This window comes from Porticoccus sp. GXU_MW_L64, from assembly GCF_052983295.1.
Map to the genome: position 1 here is coordinate 39,758 of NZ_JBRKJK010000004.1, position 19,317 is coordinate 59,074.

Consider the following 19,317-nt stretch of genomic DNA (forward strand, 5'->3'; position numbering starts at 1 on the left):
ATCAAATACCAAACAATCGCTGGCTGTTGTGGGTTGTCTGTGCGGCAATTTCTGCAACAGGTTGATCCCGTAGCTGTGCCAGACAATTGGCAATTTCCGGCAGATATAGCGGGCTGTTGGATTGCCCCTGGTGGCCCCAGAGTGGCATGTCCGGAGCATCGGTTTCCAGCAACAGGGATTCCAGCGGCAACTGTGTTACTGCCTCGCGAGTTTTGCGGGCGCGCTGGTAGGTGATGGTACCGCCGATACCCAAATAAAAACCCAACCGCCAATAACTCTGCCCCAATTCCGCGCTACCGGTAAATGCGTGGATTACCCCACCACGGGACAGACGATATTTTTTCAGCCGTTCGATAACGCTATTGTGAGCTTTAAGAACGTGAACAATCACTGGCAGATTGGCATCACAGGCAAGCGCCAGCTGTCGTTCAAACCAGGGTAACTGTTGTTCGACGGAAATATCCAGATAACCATCCAGACCGCATTCGCCCACTGCCACACAGCGCGGGTGCTGGAGGTATTGTTCCAGTGCCGCGCCCAATAGCTGCGGACTGTGTTGTTCGCTCCAGGCGGCCACCCACCAGGGGTGCAAGCCGGCAGCGGCATACACACCCGGCAGTGATTCGGCACATCCAAAGGGTACATCCAGTTCCCCCGGGTTGACGCCGGGAATGATTAACTGAGCCACCCCCGCTTGCCGACAATCGCGCCAGCATTGTTCGCGGTTATCGTCGAACGCCCCAAAGTCGAAGTGGCAGTGGCTGTCGATTAGCATGGTAGGTCATTGTAGTACGTATAGCGGCAGCAATGCTGTCATTCTGAGCAACGGGAAGAATCTTGTGCCAGAAATGAAATACGAGATCCTTCGCTGCGCTCAGGATGACAAAATGGGGCTTTTAGCGTTAAAAAAAGATCGCCCAAAGAATCAAACCAAACAGCGCCCATTTCACCAAGTAATAAAGCGGCTTGTTAAAGGCCTTGATTTTTTTGCCAATAATACGAATCTGGTACACGCCGCCAAAAATGCGGTTGAGTACGCCCACTTTGTCACTGTCGGCATTTTTGGTGGCGGAGGCGGTCACCACAAAACGGCCAAAAATTTTGTTAAACCATTTGGCGATGGGGTTGTTCATGGGGCGCTCGATGTCGCAAAACAGAATCAGGCGGTCTGTGTCGCTGTTGTTGGCGGCGTAGTGAATATAGGTCTCGTCAAACATCACCTGCTCGCCGTCCCGCCAGGAATACTTTTCGCCATCCACAGCGATATAGCAGTCGTCGCTATTTGGGGTTATCAAACCCATGTGGTAGCGCAGGGAACCGGCGTAGGGGTCGCGGTGGCGCACCAGAGTGCCGCCGGGAGGCAGCATGGTGAACATGGCGGCTTTTACCGACGGACACTGACGCAAAAACTCCAGGGTTTTCGGGCACAGGGTTTTGGCAGAGGGCAAATAATCCTGATACCACTTCAGGTAAAAGCGGGTCCAGCCAGTTTTAAAAAATGAGTTAAAACCCAGGTCGTCCAGTTTTTCACTTTTCTTGATATGGCCTTCACCGGACAGCTGTTTGGCCTCGTCGCGAATGGTTTCCCAGTTATCCTGAAGTATCTGCAATTCCGGAAATTGTTTAACGTCTATATAGGGCGTGTTGGGCACTTTGGAGAACAGATACATAAAGCAGTTCACCGGCGCCATGATGGTGGAGTGGTCACTCAGCTGGCGAAAGAATTTGTGCCGCACCTTGCCGCGGTAGTGCACGTAAATACCGCAGCCGATAAAGGTGTAAAGAATCAATAATTTTGGGGCGAAAATTTGCGCTAGCATTTGGAGTTCCACTTGGAAAATACACTTTGTCATCCTGAGCGCAGCGAAGGAACTCTCAGGTTAGCCAAACCAAGAGATCCTTCGCTGCGCTCAGGATGACGCCCGTTTAAGGGCGTCACTTTGGTCGATAGACCGCCACATTGCCATGACCTTGCTCAAATAAAATCTCCGCGTGCAGGCGGCTCATTACACCCCTGTCGCAGTACAGCATGTAGCGGGTATCCTCATCCAGCTGTTTGAATTTTTTGCCCAGCTGGTAAAACGGAATTTTCTCCACTTTGGCGCCACTGACGCTGAGGGGCTTTAATTCTTCTTCGTCCGGATGGCGAATATCCAGAATCACCGCTTCCGCCAGTGGCACTGACAGCACTTCCACATCTATATCCGTATCCACAGAGTCCATTACATCGTGGATCATTTCTTCCCGGCGATGACTCACCGCGGCATCGAGAACCGCAAAGTCGAAACGGGATTCTTCCCGCTCAATACGCTCCATGCGCGCCCGGGTGGTGGGCTTGACGGAAATCACCCCGCAGTACTCCGGCATACTGGCAGAAAATGCCTCGGTGCCAATATCCCGAGAGGTCTGGATAATGTCCGCCTTGTCACTGGTAATCAGCGGCCGCAATACCAGGGTGTCTGTGACCTTATCTATGACCGACAGGTTCACCAGGGTCTGGCTGGACACCTGGGCCACCGCCTCGCCAGTCACTAACGCCTCTACATTCAGAGTCTCCGCCACCTGGCTGGCGGCGCGCAACATCATGCGTTTGAGAACCACCCCCATCTGGGAGTTATCCACGTTTTCCAGAATCTCCGCCACCACTGTCTCGAAGGGCACGGTGATAAATTTTACCGAATGGGAGGCGCTGTATTTTTGCCATAAAAAATGCGCCACCTCTTTCACGCCCAGCTCATGGGCGCGACCGCCGAGATTAAAAAACAGAAAGTGAGTGCGCAGACCACGCTTCATGCTCAGATAGCTGGCCACGTTGGAATCAAAGCCACCGGAAATCAGCGAGATCACCGAATCCTGGGTGCCGATGGGAAAGCCCCCCAAGCCTGGCTCGGTATTTTCGATCACGTAGAAATTGTCGTCTTTGATTTCCAGGCGCACAGTCACGTCCGGATTTTTCAGCTTCACCCCGGCAGTTTCGGTGTTTTGATTCAGCCCACCACCGACGTACTGCTCCACTTCGTTGGAGGTAAAGTTGTGACTACCAGTGCGTTTTGCCCGCACACAAAAAGTTTTGCCCGCCAGGGCAGCACCCCAATGGGACAGGGTTTGCTGGTACATCTGATCCATGTCGCCCAGAGCGTAACGGTGCACGGAAGAAAAGTTGGCAATGCCTGGGGTATTTTGCAGCACCTCCCGCACTTTCAACGCCAGCGGCTCATTGCTTTCGGGGCCCACCACCTCGATCTTGTCCCACTCACGCACCACTCGCAGCTCCTCCGACAAGCCTTTCACCAACTTGGTGAGGTTGTTGGCCAATTGCTTGATCATACGTTTGCGCACTGGCGGCGACTTGACGATGATTTCCGGGAACAATTTAACGATAAAGTGCATATTCGGGCTTGCTGTTGAGGAAATTAAGGGGCGGGGATTATAGCTGTAGACAGCGCTTCGGGCTACGGGCCCCGGGTTGCGGCCAACCATGCCATCTCATGTCATTCTGGGCGCAAGCGAAGAATCTCAACTCCTGCGCACAAGGAGATCCTTCGCTTACGCTCAGCATGACGGGCTAGCTCGATCTACTCTCAGCCCTGCTGTCGCACCAATATAATGCATAACGCACCAAAATAGAGCAAACATTCTCCCTCCTTCCAGCCAGACTTTTGCTAAACTCCCGTCTTCCTTGCCATTGTCGCCCAACCCTCTGTTGGCACGCCGATTGCTAAAGGCTGTTCAACATTTTTACGACATTCACCCATTCTCACGGAGAACATCATGTCCAAGACTCTCGAACTCATCAGCGAAAGCGGCGCTCGCTGGATTGACCTGCGCTTCACCGACACCAAAGGCAAGGAGCAGCACGTTTCCATCCCCGCCAGCGAAGTCGACGAAGATTTTTTTGAAGACGGCAAGATGTTCGACGGTTCCTCCATCGCCGGCTGGAAAGGCATCAACGAATCCGACATGATTCTCGCCCCCAAAGACGACACCGCTGTTCTCGACCCGTTCACTGACGAGCCCACAGTTATCGTTCGTTGTAACATCGTTGAGCCCAGCACTGGCCAGGGCTACGAGCGCGACCCCCGCTCTGTGGCTGCGCGCGCGGAAGAATACCTGAAGTCCACCGGCATCGGCGACTCCGCCATGTTCGGCCCGGAACCCGAATTCTTTGTATTTGACGATGTGAAGTGGAAGTCCGACATGAGCGGCACCTCTTACGAAATCAACTCCGAAGAAGCCGCCTGGTCTTCCGACAAACACTTTGAAGAAGGCAACATGGGCCACCGTCCGAAAGTGAAAGGCGGTTACTTCCCCGTTCCCCCGGTTGACTCCCTGCACGACCTGCGCGCCAACATGTGTGCCGCCATGGAGCAAATGGGCCTGGAAATTGAAGTACACCACCACGAAGTGGGCACCGCCGGCCAGTGTGAGATTGGCGTTGGCGCCAACACCCTGGTGAACAAGGCAGACGAAGTTCAAATCCTGAAATACTGCGTGCACAACGTGGCTCACGCCTACGGCAAAACCGCCACCTTTATGCCCAAGCCTCTGGTAGGCGACAACGGCTCCGGCATGCACGTTCACATGTCCATTTCCAAAGACGGCGTCAACCAGTTCGCTGGCGATGCTTACGCCGGCATGAGCGAAACCGCCCTGTACTACATCGGCGGTATTATCAAGCACGCCCGCGCCCTGAACGCCTTTGCCAACGCCTCCACCAACTCTTACAAGCGCCTGGTTCCCGGCTTTGAAGCCCCGGTAATGCTGGCTTACTCAGCCCGCAACCGCTCGGCTTCCATCCGCATCCCTTACGTAACCAGTCCCAAAGGCAAGCGTATCGAAGTGCGTTTCGGCGACCCCACAGCCAACCCCTACCTGATGTTCGCCGCCTACCTGATGGCTGGCCTGGACGGTATCATCAACAAGATTCACCCCGGCGATGCAGCGGACAAAGACCTGTACGACCTGCCCGCAGAAGAAGCCGCGGAAATTCCAACGGTTGCCAGCAGCTTTGAACAAGCTCTGGAAGCACTGGACCAGGACCGCGCCTTCCTGACCGCTGGTGGTGTATTTACCGACGACACCATCGACGCCTACATCGAACTGAAGAAAGAAGAGGTAGAGCGCCTCAACATGACCACCCACCCGGTGGAATTCGATATGTACTATAGTTGTTAAGTACAGCTGTTAAACACAGCTACCGGTACACCGCAAAAGCAGCCTTCGGGCTGCTTTTTTGGTTTTTGGGGAATTGCCATCAGCGCAAACAGTCCAATTTGAGGTAGGATTAAGCAATCGCAATCAGAGGCAAAGACGATGGCACGTCACCTGACTTACCTGCTGGCCACTGCATTATTATTCAGTACACCGGCCATAGCCCAGCAGCTCTATAAAATTGTCGACAAGAACGGCAAAGTTACCTTTACCGACAAAAAGCCCGGCAGCGATGTGAATTACGAAAAAATCACGGTGAACACCACCGAGCCCGACCCGCAGGCGGCTCAAAAGGCCCGTACCAACAAACAGCGCCGGCAATCATCACAAAACCAAAGCAACCCCAAAAAATTTCGCGGCTATCGGCACGTGCAAATCACTCATCCGACTAACGACCAGAGCATACTTCACGACCAGCAAAGGCTGGCAGTGAAGTTAGCACTTACCCCCGGCCTGCAACCCAACCACAAAGCACAACTGTTGTTCGACGGCGCCAGCTTTGACAAGCCGTCGAAAAACCTGAACTTCGTACTCACCGACCTGGAACGGGGCAGTCACAGCATCAAAGTGAATATTGTCGACGCCAGCGGCAAAACCATCGCCAGCTCCAACAGCGTCACCATTCACGTCAAACGCCCGATTGTTCGCGATGGGCCATTGAGGACGCCGGGTCTGTAACAAAAGCACCGCCACCGGCAAATCAACAACGCACCAAATTGGTGCAAAACAATTTCCAAACCGCTAAACTGCCCGTTTTCTCACCTGGCCACCCATGAGCAACGAATCGCAAATCCGTCCACTGGACCAACTCCACACAGCAGTACTACTGTTGGGGCAAGACATGTGCATCCTGCAGGCTAATCTGGCTGCGGAAAACCTGTTCAGCATGGGCCGCAACCAGTTGCAGGGCATGACTTTCGCGCCCATGCTGGCAATCCCCCAGCAGGCTCCAGAACTGCAAAAAATACAGCAGGGCGAAACCCCCTACACCTATCGGGCAGCCAGACTGACCACCCCCGGCAACCGCCATATCACTGTCGATGTCACCACTTCACCCCTGCCAGGCAACCAATTATTGCTGGAATTGCAGTCGGTGGATCGAATCTTGCAGATCAATCGGGAAGACGCCCTGCTCTCCATCCAGAGCGCCAGCCGCGAGCTGGTATTGGGGCTTGCTCACGAAGTGAAAAACCCCCTCGGAGGCATCAAGGGGGCAGCGCAACTACTGGCATTGGAGTTACCCGTGGAACAACAGGAATATACCGACCTGATCATCGCAGAGGCCAACCGTCTGAGCCTGCTGGTGGACGAATTACTGGGCCCGGCACGGCCCCTGCAACGAACCACCACCAACATCCATGAGCTCACCGAGCACGTAGCTGCCCTGATCACCGCCGAGCTGCACAGCAACAACAACACCGCACCTGCCATTGCCATTCTCCGGGACTACGACCCCAGCATCCCGGAACTGGAAGTAGACGGCCAGCAACTCATTCAGGCGCTGCTCAACATCACCCGCAATGCGGCGCAGGCACTGGGCGCCAAAGACGGCGGCACCATTACCCTGCGCAGCCGCATCCAGCGCCACTTCACCATTGGCAAAGCCTCCCACCGCACCGTGCTGCGCCTGGATATTGAAGATGACGGCCCGGGCATTCCCGAGGAAATCGTCGACCGTATTTTCTACCCCATGATCAGCGGTCGCCAGGGCGGTTCTGGCCTGGGCCTGCACATTGCACAAACCATCATCGGCCGTCATGCGGGCTTGATTGAATGCGCCAGCCAGCCGGGAGCAACCCGTTTTTCCATCTTCCTGCCGCTGCAACAGGAGGTGCAACATGAGCACTGACAGCGTTTGGGTAGTGGATGACGACAACTCCATTCGCTGGGTGGCGGAAAAAGCCCTGACCCGCAACGACATAGAATGCCGCAGCTTTAGCAGCGCCGAACAACTGGTCGCCGCGCTGAACACCGACGCTCCCGAAGTGATTGTCAGCGATGTTCATATGCCCGGCATGAGCGGCATGGAACTGCTGCAAGCCATTCACGGCAGCCACCCGCTGATTCCGGTGATCATTACCACCGCCCACTCAGACCTGGACAGCGCCGTTTCCGCCTATGAAGGCGGCGCCTTCGAATACCTGCCCAAGCCTTTCGACATCAACGAGCTGGTAGCGGTAACCCGGCGCGCCATCAACCACCGCCGGGAACAGATCGCCAGCCAACTGAAGACCGAACAAAGCAGCATCGAAGAAGGCACCAGAGGCTCCGACATTATCGGCGAAGCACCCGCCATGCAGGAACTGTTTCGCGCCATTGGCCGCCTCTCCAACTCCCACCTCACCGTGCTGATCAACGGCGAATCCGGTACCGGTAAAGAACTGGTGGCTCGCGCCCTGCACCGCCACAGCCCGCGACGTGAACAGCCTTTTGTGGCCATTAACATGGCCGCCATCCCCAGCGATTTGATCGAGTCGGAACTGTTTGGCCACGAAAAAGGCGCCTTTACCGGGGCTACCCGCCAGCGCACAGGGCGCTTTGAACAGGCGGATGGCGGCACCCTGTTTCTGGACGAAATTGGCGACATGCCCGCCGAAGCACAAACCCGCTTGCTGCGGGTACTGGCGGATGGAAAATTCTACCGGGTGGGGGGCCACAGCCCGGTAACTGTAGACGTGCGTATCATCACCGCCACCCATCAAAACCTGGAGCAGCGGGTAGATGAAAAGCGTTTTCGCGAAGACTTGCTGCACCGCCTGAACGTGATTCGCCTCAACCTGCCAAAGCTGTCGGAGCGCCGCGAAGACATCATCAAACTGGCGGAACACTTTCTGCAAAAAACCGCCAGCGAACTGGATATGGAACCCAAGGCACTGCTGCCGGAAAGCCAGCAGTTTTTGCAGCAACACCCCTGGCCCGGGAATGTGCGCCAACTGGAAAACTGCTGCCGCTGGCTAACAGTAATGGCGCCAGGGCGGGAAATTCATGTGGCCGATTTGCCACCGGAGTTGCTGCAAACCCAGGGGGATTCAGGCAACAGCAATCCACCGGCAAGCGGCGATTGGCAACAGGCATTGCAGCAGTGGTTTGAACAGCAATTGCACAGTGGCAAAGACGCGGTGCTCTCCAGCACCCAGCCATACATTGAGCGCATCGCCATCGACGCCGCCCTTAACCATACCGGCGGCCGCAAAGAGGCCGCAGCCAAGTTGCTGGGCTGGGGCCGGAATACCCTGACCCGCAAGATGAATGAGCTGGGGATGAACGAGCCTGTCTGAGCTTGTCATTCCAGCCCTTGTCAATCAAACGCTAATCGCCGCCAGTGCCTGCTCCACATCGGCAATAATATCGTCGATATTTTCAATGCCCACCGAGATGCGCACCAAATCTGCACTCACGCCGGCAGAGGCCAGCTCCTTTTCATTCAGCTGGCGGTGGGTGGTGGACGCCGGGTGACAGGCCAGGGATTTGGCATCGCCAATGTTCACCAGGCGCAAAATCATCTGCAGGGCATCGATAAACTGCGCACCCGCTTCCAGGCCACCTTTAATGCCAAAACTCAAAATGCCCGACGCCTGCCCGCCACAAATTTTCTGGCAGCTGTCGTAGTAAGGGCTGTCTTCCATAGCGCCGTAGTTCACCCAGGATACTTTGTCGTGCTGCTTCAGGTACTGCGCCAACTTCAGGGCATTTTCACAGTGACGTTCCATACGCAAACCCAGGGTTTCCAGCCCCTGAAGAATCTGAAAGGCATTCATGGGTGAGATCGCGGAGCCGGTATTGCGCAGTGGCACCACCCGGCAGCGGCCAATAAATGCCGCTGGCCCCAGGGCCTCGGTGTACACCACGCCGTGATAGGACGGGTCGGGCTCGTTCAGCACCGGGAAGCGGGCTTTATTGGCCACCCAGTCGAACTTGCCGGAGTCGATAATAATGCCACCGATGGATGTGCCGTGGCCGCCGATGTATTTGGTCAGGGAGTGAATAACAATATCCGCCCCCAGCTCGATGGGGCGGCACAGGTAAGGGGTGGCCACGGTGTTGTCAACCATCACCGGCACACCGTGACGTTTGCCGATTTCCGCCAGCGCCTGAATATCGACAATGTTGCCCGCCGGGTTGCCGATGGATTCGCAAAAAATGGCCTTGGTGTTTTCGTCGATGGCGCTTTCAAAACCCGCCAGATCGTCAAACGACACCATGCGCACATCAATGCCTTGCTTGGGCAGCGTGTGGGCAAACAGGTTGTAGGTGCCGCCGTACAATTGGCTGGTGCTGACAATATTGGAGCCCACGTCACACAGACACTGGATGGCGTAAGTGATCGCCGCCATACCCGACGCCACCGCAAGGCTGGCAATACCCCCTTCCATGGCCGCCAGGCGCTGCTCCAACACATCTGTGGTGGGGTTCATAATGCGCGTATAGATATTACCCGGCACTTTCAGGTCAAACAAATCGGCACCGTGCTGGGTATCGTCAAAGGTGTAGGACGTGGTCTGATAAATAGGCACCGCTGCAGCTTTGGTGGTTTGCTCTGCGGTGTAACCGTGGTGAAGCGCCAGGGATTCGAGTTTCATGATGATCTCACTTAATAAAATACTGTTATTCTTGGTAATTAGAAACCGCTTTTTGCTGCTTGAAAAGCCTGTCTCATTCTCTCTAAAACCTCCGGGCTTGCCACCCGATGCCCCTGCACCAGCAGGGCAAAATTATCCGCCAGCACTTCTTCCGCATGGAACAGATATTTGGTGTTGCGGCCAATCTGCTCGTACAGACCTGTGATTTGATCGGCTGGAGCGAAAAATGGTGCACCGTCTTTTATTGCAGCTACCGGGTCTGATTTGCCATCCCAGTTATAAACCAGCATCCCCACGTTTAAATACTGAAAAAAGATTCGTTTAACCGCGCGATTGTAATCAGTTTCGGAGTAAATCACGGGGGTTGCCCAATGTTCCTGGCCATCGACGGTAATTTTTATCAGGTGAGACAGAATGGGCACATCGGGGTTATTGATTTCCCGCTCTTTCAAACCATCCGGCAGCACCAATTCATTGGTTTTTACAAAACCGATAGCGGCGTACAGGCGGTCGCGCAATTCGGGGTTGTTGCTGGCAATAATATGGAACAGATTGTGCAGCATCACTGTTTTCAGTTTGTCTTCTGGCAAAACCATCTGCTGCACAGGAACATGTATGCTGTTGCCGCGCACATAAAATGCCGCCGATTCCACTCGGCCAGTGGTTTTCACCAGGTGTATTTTTTCAGGGAGAAACTTGCTATAGGGCGCTATTGAGTGGCGAAAGCTGTTAAACACATCGCTGATTGTCTGTTGCTCCTGCTCGCTCCACGCCATTCCCTGTTTGCTGGCAAATGTCAGAAATTGTTTTTTTGTGGCCGGTTTTTTTCGCTGCATTTTGGCGGTGAGATCAAAGCGGCTGAGGCGTTCGCTGTAGGCGTCTTTTTGGCCCAGCAATTTGGCCGCCTGCTTTTTGCTGGCGAATACCACGGTGGTGTTTTCTGACAGGGGAATATCCGCAAGGGCGAGTTGGTTAACAGCCAATAAACAAAAGAAAACTGCGAAAAAATTTTTCATAGCACACCATTAAGGTTACGAGATTGCCGCGTCGCTACGCTCCTCGCACTGACGAATATCCCCCCGTCATTGCGAGCGCAGCGAAGCAATCTGCTCGATTTACAACTGATCCATCGGCTTGGGTTGCGACAACGCATAGCCCTGCACATAGTCGACACCGATTTCCCGCAGCATGGCCAGTTGGTTGTCGTTTTCCACACATTCTGCCACGGTGCGAATTCCCATAATATGGCCCAGGTGGTTGATGGTGCTGATCATGGAATAGTCCACGTCATTGAATTCCATATTGTGAATAAAGCTGCCATCAATTTTCAGAAAATCCACCGGCAGTTGCTTTAAATAAGCAAACGACGACAGGCCACTGCCAAAATCATCCAGGGAAAAGTAACAGCCCTGAGCTTTGAGGGCACGAATAAATTCCATGGCGCGATCAAAATTTCGCACCGCCGCGGTTTCGGTAATTTCAAACTGGATATGGCGCGGGTCTACCCCGGTTTCCCGAAAGCGACGCAGCACGTATTCGCGAAAGTCGTCGTCGCCGATGGTGCTGCCGGACAGGTTCACTGAAAAACGCCGCTTGTAATCTTTGTGATTTTCCAGCTGCCGCTGCAGGTAGCTGATGGTGCGTTCAAAGGTCCAGCGATCCAACTCGTCGATAATGCCGTAATGTTCCGCCACCGGAATAAATTCCCCGGGAGGCACCAGCTTGCCTTCGCGGTCCACCATACGCACCAGCACCTCGTAATGGCGCGCAGTGGGCTCCACTTTACTGGTGGGCACAATGGGCTGCACGTAGAGCACAAAACGGTCTTCTTCCAGCGCCTCGGTGATGCGTGGAATCCACTCGGCAGCACTCTGACGGCGGGTGACATCCTTGACCAGGTAATGAAAGTGTATGCGGTTGCGCCCGGACTCTCTGGCGGCGGTGCAGGCACTGCCCGCCTCCACCAGCACATCGATGGCGGAATGGGTATTGCTGTCGATCACCTTGGCGCCGATGCTGGCCCCCACCTTGAGGCGTCGTTCCCCCCAGGGAAAGCTGAAGGTTTTGATCTGCCACAGCAATTGATCCGCCATTTCCCGGCATTCATCCACGCTGCGATTGGCCAGCAACAGGGCAAATTCATCGTTGCCCAGGCGGGCCACAGTATCGTCTTTGTCGCTGAGGCGGCTCAACAGGCGGGCGAACTGGCGCAACAATTCGTCACCGGCATTGTGGCCGCAGGTGTCGTTGATGACCGAGAAATTGTAAAGGTCTATATAAAGCAGCGTGTGTGTGTCGAGGCTGTTTTGGGTGCGCTCGATCAGCTGCGCCAGGTCTGCCATCAGCTGACGGCGGTTGGCCAGTTGGGTAAGCGGGTCGTGCATGGACTGCCAGGCCAGGCGGCTGGACATGCGGCGGGATTCGCTCACCGCACGAAAAATCACCACCACACCCACCAGGTCGTTTTTGCGGTTGCGCAACGGCATGGCCGAGGCCATGGCATTCACCGGCGGGTGATCCTGGGCTTGCAGCTGCGCGCCTTCCGGCAGGCTGACCAGAGTGCCACGGCGCAGCGCCTCTGTAGCCGGGCACGCCAACGACTCGCCACTCTCGTCCACAAAGGTGAGCCAATGACTGACTTTGCCGTGCAGCAAATTGGTCTCACTGCTGTGCAGCAATTCCAGGCCCACCGGATTGACGTGTTCAATCAAACCCTGGTCGTCCACCAATATCAGGCCATCCGCCACCTGTTCGTAGATAATGCTGATCAATTCCCGCTGGCGGAACAAGGTTTCCTGGGCGCTGCTGAGGTTGGAGAGGTCACCACAGCACAGTACGTAGTGGCCGGGCTGTTGCACCGAGCGAAACACCTGCACCTGCATTTGCAGGGTGCGGCCATCGGCGGTGGCAGCTTCCAGCAGGCCGTCGCTGCTCTGGCGCATTTGCTTTTCAAAAAAGCCTTTCAGGTCGACTTCCGGCAATTCGTCGATGGCGGGAAACAGAATGCGCACCGGGGCGTCCTGCAATTGTTCTTCCCGGTAGCCAAACAGCACCCGGGCGGCCTCGTTGGACTGCTGAATAACACCGTCTGCATCTACGGTCAGCACCCCCAGCCAGTCGGTTTCCAGATACGCCGGCGCTTCGCCGTCCAGGGCGCTGGGTTTGCGAGCTTTGACAAACAGCGGGTCGTAGGGGGCTTCGTCAATTTGCAACAGACACAGAGCGTTGGGCCCCGGGTTAATGGCGCTGATCTGCACCCGGTGCAGAGGCATTTCCCGGTCGCCACGGGTCATGGCGTGTTCAATGGCGTCGAGCCTTTCCGGGTCGACGGTTTGCGTCCAGCACGCCGGGCTGCCGCTGTTCAGAACTGCGTCCACCGCCACATTCAGGTCGCCCCCCACCAACTCCGGAAACAAGTCGTTGAGACTACGCTGCAAAATCTGCTCGGCGTCGATGCAACTCCATTGCTCCATCCAGCGGTTCCACAACAACACCCGCTGGCGGCGATCCACCACGACCACCCCCAAAGGCTGGCAGGCCAGCGCTTGCAGTGCCAGTTCGCCGAGATTATTGTCGCTTTCCACTTGCACGTTGCCCATTTCCTTTGTTTATCCCTGATCCAGCTGTTTATCCCTGGTCCAACAGGGAGCGCAGATCAATCAGTGCAGCATTGGCGCGGCTTATATAAGACGCAATAACCAGAGAGTGATTCGCCATCAGTCCAAAACCGTCACCGTTGAGCACCATGGGGCTCCACAGGGTTTGCTGGGTACCCTCCAGCTCGCGAATAATTTGCTGCAGGCTGACCCGGGCGTTTTTCTTTTCCAGCACTTCGGCAAAATCCACTTCCACCGCGCGCAGAAAATGTATCAGCGCCCAGCTAGCACCACGGGCCTCATAAAACACATCATCTATTTCCAGCCAGGGGGTTTTGACTTCCAGCTCGCCTGAGGTGGGTGTCGACTGACGCGCCTCCGGTTCACCGGCCAGGTCGGTATTCAAGCGGGCCTGACCAACACTGGCTGACAGCCGTTGGGACAGGCTGCCCAGGCGGGTTTCCACGGAGCGCAGCCAGTAATTGAGGTTGTCGGCACGGGCGTAAAACTGGGCGTCGAACTGGTCTTCATCGCTGAGGCGCTGCAAATAGTTGTCGATGTGGCCAATGGCCTCGCGATAACCGGTTTCCGGGGCCGGAAACATCCATTTGTAAGGATCGTAATTGTAGCGGGTGTCCGCCACCGCCAAGTCCGGGTCTTCCGCAGATTGGGACTGGGAGCGGCTCAACGATTCCCGCATGGCTTTGCTGAGGTCACGCAGTTGGGTCACCACGCCGTACTCCCAATTGGGAATATTGTCCAGCCACAACCCCGGCGGCGAGATATCGTTGGAAAGAAAACCGCCGGGCTTTTCCAGCAGGGCTTCTGTTACCCGTATCATGGTGGTTGCAGTGACCGCCCCCACCGGCTGATCACCCCGACTGGACGGAATATCCAGGGGGTCCGGCTCCTGACTCCAGAACCAGCCCACCAGTAACAGCACCAACAACACCGCCAGCAAAAACCACAGCAGATGCTTCAGAAAAGAGCGTTCCACCAGGTAGTCTTCGCGCCATTCTTTGAAGCGTTCCTTGATACCCGCGATCTTTGCATTCATTCCAGACAACCTTATTTACGCTTGATACTGCGCACTTCGGCCTGCACCACTACAGGCTCACAGTCGGCAAATTCCAACACCATTTCCACCGGCTCAGCATCCTTTAACGGGCGCACGCGAAACAACATCACATGCAGGCCACCGGGCTTGAACGACAACTGCTCACCGGCGGGCACATCGACACCGGGCACCCGGCGCATTCTCATCTTGCCATCTTTATGGATATGGGTGTGTAGCTCGGTGGCACCGGCAATGTCGGTTTTCGCCGCCACCAGGCGACAATCGCGGTCACCGTTATTGGCGATTTCAAAAAAGCCCGCGGTAACGGTGCGCCCTGGGGGCATAGCGCGCACATAGGCATCGGATACGGTGACGGAGTGGCTTTCTGCCATCACTGATGTGGCCATCAGCAGCCCCAAAACAGAGAAAAATGCTTTCATAATCTGGATATTCTCAAGGTATTTTTCAAGAAACGGTTTGCAAGGACTATAGCAGGAAATCCACCCCGGCCCCTACCGCCAAAAGCAGCAAATTTGACAAGATTTTCAGACTGCATCTTGCAGGACAAACACAGCCTTCAAGTTGCCCACTTTTAGCGACCTTTTTCTGCATGATGAGCGCAAAGTTTTGCAACTTGCCTCAACAAAGCCAGATCAGCGCTGATTTGTCGGCAACGTGCATGGAACAGGTCAAAACAGGCAGCTTCAGCACAACAAAAATCACTTAATGCCGAGATATATGCTCTATCGTGCAGCGATTGTCTGCGAACCCCAAAGAAATCGGCAAACAATTGGACACAACGTCCATTTTGGTGCAGACTTCCGCAACAAACCTGTATCACTACCCCTGAAAACACCGGCCCAGGCAACCGACTATGGCAACCATTCTGGTACTTCACGGCCCCAATCTGAACCTGCTTGGCAGCCGCGAGCCCGATGTGTACGGGGCGGACACTCTGAACAGTATCAACCAGCAACTCACCGAGCAGTGCCGGGCCCATGGCCACCACCTGCTGACCCTGCAAAGCAACGCCGAATATGAGCTGATCGAGCGCATTCAGGACGCAGCCCAAGAGGGCGTCAACTATATTCTGTTTAATCCCGCCGCCTTTACCCACACCAGTGTGGCGCTGCGGGATGCATTGCTGGCAGTCGCCATTCCCTTTATTGAAGTGCACCTGTCCAATGTGCACAGCCGGGAATCCTTCCGCAAGCACTCCTATTTTTCAGACATTGCCGACGGCGTTGTCTGCGGCTTTGGCGCCAACAGCTATCAGCTGGCACTACAGGCGGCATTCGACAAACTCGGCGATAGCTAACTATCAACAGCAACGGGATCCAACATGGACATTCGAAAAATTAAAAAACTGATCGAGCTGCTCGAAGAATCCGACATCGGTGAGCTGGAAATCGTCGAAGGCGAAGAATCCGTGCGCATCAGTCGTGGCGGCCCGGTCGCCGCCGTACCAGTAGCTGCCGCAGCGCCTGTCGCCCCGGTAGCCGCCGCCCCTGTTCCGGCACCTGCCCCAGCAGCAGAGGCACCCGCTGCCGCCGAGCCAGAAGGCCACGCGGTACTCTCACCCATGGTGGGCACCTTCTATCGCTCACCGGCTCCGGGGGCTCCGGCGTTCTGCGAAGTGGGTAAAAGCGTGAAAGCTGGCGACGTTATCTGCATTGTGGAAGCCATGAAGATGATGAACCAGATCGAGGCCGACAAATCCGGCACCATCGGTGCCATTTTGGTGGAAGACGGCGAGCCGGTAGAATTTGACCAGCCGATGGTCACCATCGTCTGACTGACGCCACCCAACAACAGCGGGAACACACCATGCTGGAAAAAGTGTTAATCGCCAACCGTGGCGAAATTGCCCTGCGCATTCTGCGCGCCTGTAAAGAGCTGGGCATCAAAACCGTTGCTGTGCATTCCAAGGCAGACGCCGAGCTCAAGCACGTGCGCCTGGCGGATGAGTCTGTCTGCATCGGCCCCAACCCCTCCACCGACAGCTACCTGAACGTACCGAGCATCATCAGCGCCATGGAAGTCACCGATGCGGTGGCGGTGCATCCGGGCTACGGCTTTTTGGCGGAAAACGCCGACTTTGCCGAACAGGTGGAGAACAGCGGCTTTACCTTTATTGGCCCCAGCGCCGATGTAATTCGCATTATGGGCGACAAGGTAGCCGCCATCGACGCCATGAAAAAAGCCGGCGTACCCACCGTACCCGGCTCCAATGGCCCGCTGGATGGTGACAACGAGCGCAGCCTGCGCATTGCCTCCGAGATCGGTTACCCGGTGATCATCAAGGCCGCCGCTGGCGGTGGTGGCCGCGGCATGCGCACCGTGCACACCGAAGCGCACCTGATCAATGCCATCCAGGTCACCAAATCCGAAGCGCGCACTGCCTTTGGCGACGACACGGTGTATATGGAAAAATTCCTCACCACCCCGCGCCATGTGGAAGTGCAGGTGCTGGCGGATGGCCAGGGCAACGCCATTCACCTGGGCGACCGCGACTGCTCCCTGCAGCGCCGCCACCAGAAGGTCTTGGAAGAAGCGCCAGCGCCGGGTATTCCCGACCACATTCGCCAAGAAGTGTACAAATCCTGCACCCAGGCCTGTATCGACATTGGCTACAAGGGCGCCGGCACCTTCGAATTCCTGTACGAAAACGAGCGTTTCTACTTTATTGAAATGAACACCCGCGTACAGGTGGAACACCCGGTATCGGAAATGATTACCGGCGTGGACATCATCAAGGAACAGCTGCGCATCGCCAGTGGTGAGAAGCTCAGCTTCACCCAGGACGAAGTGATTTTCCGCGGCCACGCTTTCGAATGCCGTATCAACGCGGAAGACGCCAGAACCTTTATGCCCAGCCCCGGCAAAATCACCAATTTCCATGCCCCGGGCGGCTTTGGTATTCGTGTGGATTCACACCTGTACAGCGGCTACAGCGTACCGCCCCACTACGACTCGATGATTGCCAAGGTCATCACCTACGGCAAAGATCGCGAAAACGCCCTCAAGCGCATGAACAACGCCCTGGACGAGCTGATTATTGAAGGCATTAAAACCAATATCGATCTGCAAAAAGATCTGGTGAACGACGCGGAATTTATAAAAGGCTGCGTGAATATTCACTACCTGGAGAAAAAGCTGGGGTTGTAAGGCTTCACGCTTCCTTAAAAGCCGACCGTCAAGGGTCGGCTTTTTTACGCCTAAGGATTGAGTGGCCGCACATCAGACGTGCGACCTGCGGCCATCACAACTACCGACCAAACACAATCTCCCCGTAATACGCCCGCGCCGAACCTCCGCCATTATCGGAATCCGACATTATCGCCACGCCGTGGGCCGTATCAAAAGAACGGCCAAAGTAACGTTGGAAATCCGCCGCCACATTTACCCGCTCACTGTGCCACTGGCCCAACCCCTCGTCGCCACAGCGCACTGGAATCATCACCGCATTTTTAGTGAACGGACTTTGCCAGGAATCCAGTTCCGTGGGTTTATTGCACCACACATAATTCAAAGCCTTGGTATCCCACGGGAATGGGCTTAACTTGACCACCACATACACCCGCGCCGGATAATCGTCGCCGACTTTTTGATGGGGGTTGTCGATGTCGTAAACATTGTCCACCCGCCATTGCCAGTTCAGATACGGGGTGTCATTCAGGTCGATCTCCCGCTCCCGAAACAGGGCCGATGCACTGCCCGATGTACTGGCCTGCAAAACCCGGCGGCCATCCAGCTCAACCACCTTGTAATCCGTCTGCCCCTGAAAAGACTGGCGCTGCCATTGGGACAGATCCCCCCAAAAACCCGCTGTATCGTCACCGGGCTGACGGCTGGCGCAAGCCGCCAGCAAAACCAACACCGCCATCGCCACAAAAACTCTGATGCACGTCACTCACTAATCTCCCATAATGCGAGTCAGACATTTCTGACCCTGAACCGGCAGCGCCGTTCCACCCTCCAACATTGAGAAACCATGAGCTGGCTACAACTGAAACTGGACACCCACCGCAACGCCGTGGAAGCCCTTGAAGACGCACTGCTGGACGCTGGTGCCGTATCGGTGACCCTGCAAGACCTGGAAGACAACCCCATCCTGGAACCCGGCGTGGGCGAAACGCCACTGTGGGACAATATTCGGCTGATGGGATTATTCAACGCCGACACCGACACCGCCCTGGCAACAGTGCAAGCCACTGCCCACTATGGCACCGACCTGCCCAAACACCGCTGGGAAATTCTCGAAGACAAAGACTGGGAACGCACCTGGATGGACAACTACCAACCCATCCAGTGCGGCCAGCGCCTGTGGATATGCCCAAGCTGGCTACAGCCACCGCAGCAAAGCGCCGTTAACCTGATGCTCGACCCCGGGCTGGCATTTGGCACCGGCACCCACCCCACCACCTACCTGTGCCTGAAGTGGCTGGACGGCCTCGACCTGGCGGGTAAAACCGTTGTGGATTACGGCTGTGGCTCCGGCATTCTCGGTATTGCTGCGCTGCTGTTGGGTGCTGAAAAGGTGATCGCCATCGACAACGACCCCCAGGCACTACTGGCCACCGCCGACAACGGCCAGCGCAACGGCATCGACCCCGCGCGACTGATTACTGCCCTGCCCGGCGAACAGCCGCAACTGCAAGCGGATGTGGTGGTAGCCAATATTCTCGCCGCCCCGCTGATTGAACTGGCCGAGATTATTTCCGGGCATACCCGCAGTGGCGGCCTGCTGTGCATGGCCGGGCTGATCGACAGCCAGCAACAGCAAGTGATGAACGCCTACGTGGACCAGTTCGACTTCCAACCCGGCGAAAGCCAGGATGAATGGGTTCGCCTCAGCGCCACAAAGGAATAG

General features: G+C 55.9%; 17 protein-coding genes. 8 read left to right on the top strand and 9 right to left on the bottom strand.

The window, feature by feature from the left end; genetic code table 11:
* Nucleotide 1: 1 nt before the first annotated feature.
* The 3 genes from ACVBEJ_RS03365 to thiI form a co-directional block, all read right to left on the bottom strand.
* Complete coding sequence (locus tag ACVBEJ_RS03365; RefSeq protein ID WP_447128187.1) at nucleotides 2–775, bottom strand: TatD family hydrolase; 774 nt, start codon at nucleotides 773–775, stop codon at nucleotides 2–4.
* 127 nt (nucleotides 776–902) lie between these two features.
* A complete protein-coding gene (locus ACVBEJ_RS03370) occupies nucleotides 903–1,820 on the bottom strand; it encodes an aspartyl/asparaginyl beta-hydroxylase domain-containing protein (protein ID WP_447128188.1) in 918 nt (305 codons plus the stop codon).
* A gap of 115 nt (nucleotides 1,821–1,935) precedes the next feature.
* A complete protein-coding gene (gene thiI, locus ACVBEJ_RS03375; RefSeq protein ID WP_447128189.1) occupies nucleotides 1,936–3,390 on the bottom strand; it encodes a tRNA uracil 4-sulfurtransferase ThiI in 1,455 nt (484 codons plus the stop codon).
* A gap of 378 nt (nucleotides 3,391–3,768) precedes the next feature.
* Between thiI and glnA the strand changes: the two genes are divergently transcribed.
* The 4 genes from glnA (at nucleotide 3,769) to ntrC (ending at nucleotide 8,489) form a co-directional block, all read left to right on the top strand.
* On the top strand, nucleotides 3,769–5,175 hold the full coding sequence (glnA, locus tag ACVBEJ_RS03380; protein ID WP_447128381.1) for a glutamate--ammonia ligase: 1,407 nt from the start codon (nucleotides 3,769–3,771) through the stop codon (nucleotides 5,173–5,175).
* 138 nt (nucleotides 5,176–5,313) lie between these two features.
* Nucleotides 5,314–5,889, top strand: coding sequence for a DUF4124 domain-containing protein (locus ACVBEJ_RS03385; protein WP_447128190.1), 576 nt, complete (start codon nucleotides 5,314–5,316; stop codon nucleotides 5,887–5,889).
* 94 nt (nucleotides 5,890–5,983) lie between these two features.
* The gene (gene glnL, locus ACVBEJ_RS03390) at nucleotides 5,984–7,060 is read left to right on the top strand and encodes a nitrogen regulation protein NR(II) (protein WP_447128191.1); all 1,077 of its coding nucleotides are present in this window, start codon (nucleotides 5,984–5,986) and stop codon (nucleotides 7,058–7,060) included.
* Entirely contained in the window at nucleotides 7,050–8,489 is a 1,440-nt protein-coding gene (ntrC, locus tag ACVBEJ_RS03395; protein WP_447128192.1) for a nitrogen regulation protein NR(I), read from the top strand. The genes glnL and ntrC overlap by 11 nt, the downstream gene beginning before the upstream one ends.
* 24 nt (nucleotides 8,490–8,513) lie before the next feature.
* Here ntrC and ACVBEJ_RS03400 read toward each other — a convergent pair whose 3' ends face one another.
* The 5 genes from ACVBEJ_RS03400 to ACVBEJ_RS03420 all read right to left on the bottom strand — a co-directional run bounded on the left by ACVBEJ_RS03400 (nucleotide 8,514) and on the right by ACVBEJ_RS03420 (nucleotide 14,884).
* The gene (locus tag ACVBEJ_RS03400) at nucleotides 8,514–9,791 is read right to left on the bottom strand and encodes an O-acetylhomoserine aminocarboxypropyltransferase/cysteine synthase family protein (RefSeq protein WP_447128193.1); all 1,278 of its coding nucleotides are present in this window, start codon (nucleotides 9,789–9,791) and stop codon (nucleotides 8,514–8,516) included.
* 38 nt (nucleotides 9,792–9,829) lie between these two features.
* Nucleotides 9,830–10,807, bottom strand: a complete 978-nt coding sequence (locus ACVBEJ_RS03405; RefSeq protein WP_447128194.1) for a hypothetical protein — start codon at nucleotides 10,805–10,807, stop codon at nucleotides 9,830–9,832.
* 99 nt (nucleotides 10,808–10,906) lie between these two features.
* Nucleotides 10,907–13,390 (bottom strand): putative bifunctional diguanylate cyclase/phosphodiesterase, encoded by a 2,484-nt coding sequence (locus ACVBEJ_RS03410; RefSeq protein WP_447128195.1) that lies wholly within the window; start codon nucleotides 13,388–13,390, stop codon nucleotides 10,907–10,909.
* Between the two features lie 28 nt (nucleotides 13,391–13,418).
* On the bottom strand, nucleotides 13,419–14,444 hold the full coding sequence (locus ACVBEJ_RS03415; protein WP_447128196.1) for a DUF2333 family protein: 1,026 nt from the start codon (nucleotides 14,442–14,444) through the stop codon (nucleotides 13,419–13,421).
* 11 nt (nucleotides 14,445–14,455) lie between these two features.
* Nucleotides 14,456–14,884, bottom strand: a complete 429-nt coding sequence (locus tag ACVBEJ_RS03420; RefSeq protein WP_447128197.1) for a copper chaperone PCu(A)C — start codon at nucleotides 14,882–14,884, stop codon at nucleotides 14,456–14,458.
* A gap of 434 nt (nucleotides 14,885–15,318) precedes the next feature.
* Between ACVBEJ_RS03420 and aroQ the strand changes: the two genes are divergently transcribed.
* Genes aroQ through accC form a run of 3 tightly spaced genes read left to right on the top strand, consistent with a single transcriptional unit; the run spans nucleotide 15,319 to nucleotide 17,612 of the window.
* Entirely contained in the window at nucleotides 15,319–15,762 is a 444-nt protein-coding gene (gene aroQ / locus ACVBEJ_RS03425; RefSeq protein ID WP_447128198.1) for a type II 3-dehydroquinate dehydratase, read from the top strand.
* Between the two features lie 24 nt (nucleotides 15,763–15,786).
* Entirely contained in the window at nucleotides 15,787–16,239 is a 453-nt protein-coding gene (accB, locus tag ACVBEJ_RS03430) for an acetyl-CoA carboxylase biotin carboxyl carrier protein (RefSeq protein ID WP_447128199.1), read from the top strand.
* Between the two features lie 32 nt (nucleotides 16,240–16,271).
* Nucleotides 16,272–17,612 carry an acetyl-CoA carboxylase biotin carboxylase subunit gene (accC, locus tag ACVBEJ_RS03435; RefSeq protein WP_447128200.1) on the top strand — a complete coding sequence of 447 codons (1,341 nt, stop codon included), beginning with the start codon at nucleotides 16,272–16,274 and terminating at the stop codon, nucleotides 17,610–17,612.
* 100 nt (nucleotides 17,613–17,712) lie between these two features.
* On the opposite strand, the gene ACVBEJ_RS03440 is transcribed toward accC, so the two are convergent.
* Nucleotides 17,713–18,357: a DUF3047 domain-containing protein gene (locus tag ACVBEJ_RS03440; protein WP_447128201.1), complete on the bottom strand. Its 645-nt coding sequence runs from the start codon at nucleotides 18,355–18,357 to the stop codon at nucleotides 17,713–17,715.
* An 81-nt stretch (nucleotides 18,358–18,438) separates the two neighbouring features.
* On the opposite strand from ACVBEJ_RS03440, the gene prmA reads away from it, so the two are divergent.
* Entirely contained in the window at nucleotides 18,439–19,317 is an 879-nt protein-coding gene (gene prmA / locus ACVBEJ_RS03445; RefSeq protein WP_447128202.1) for a 50S ribosomal protein L11 methyltransferase, read from the top strand.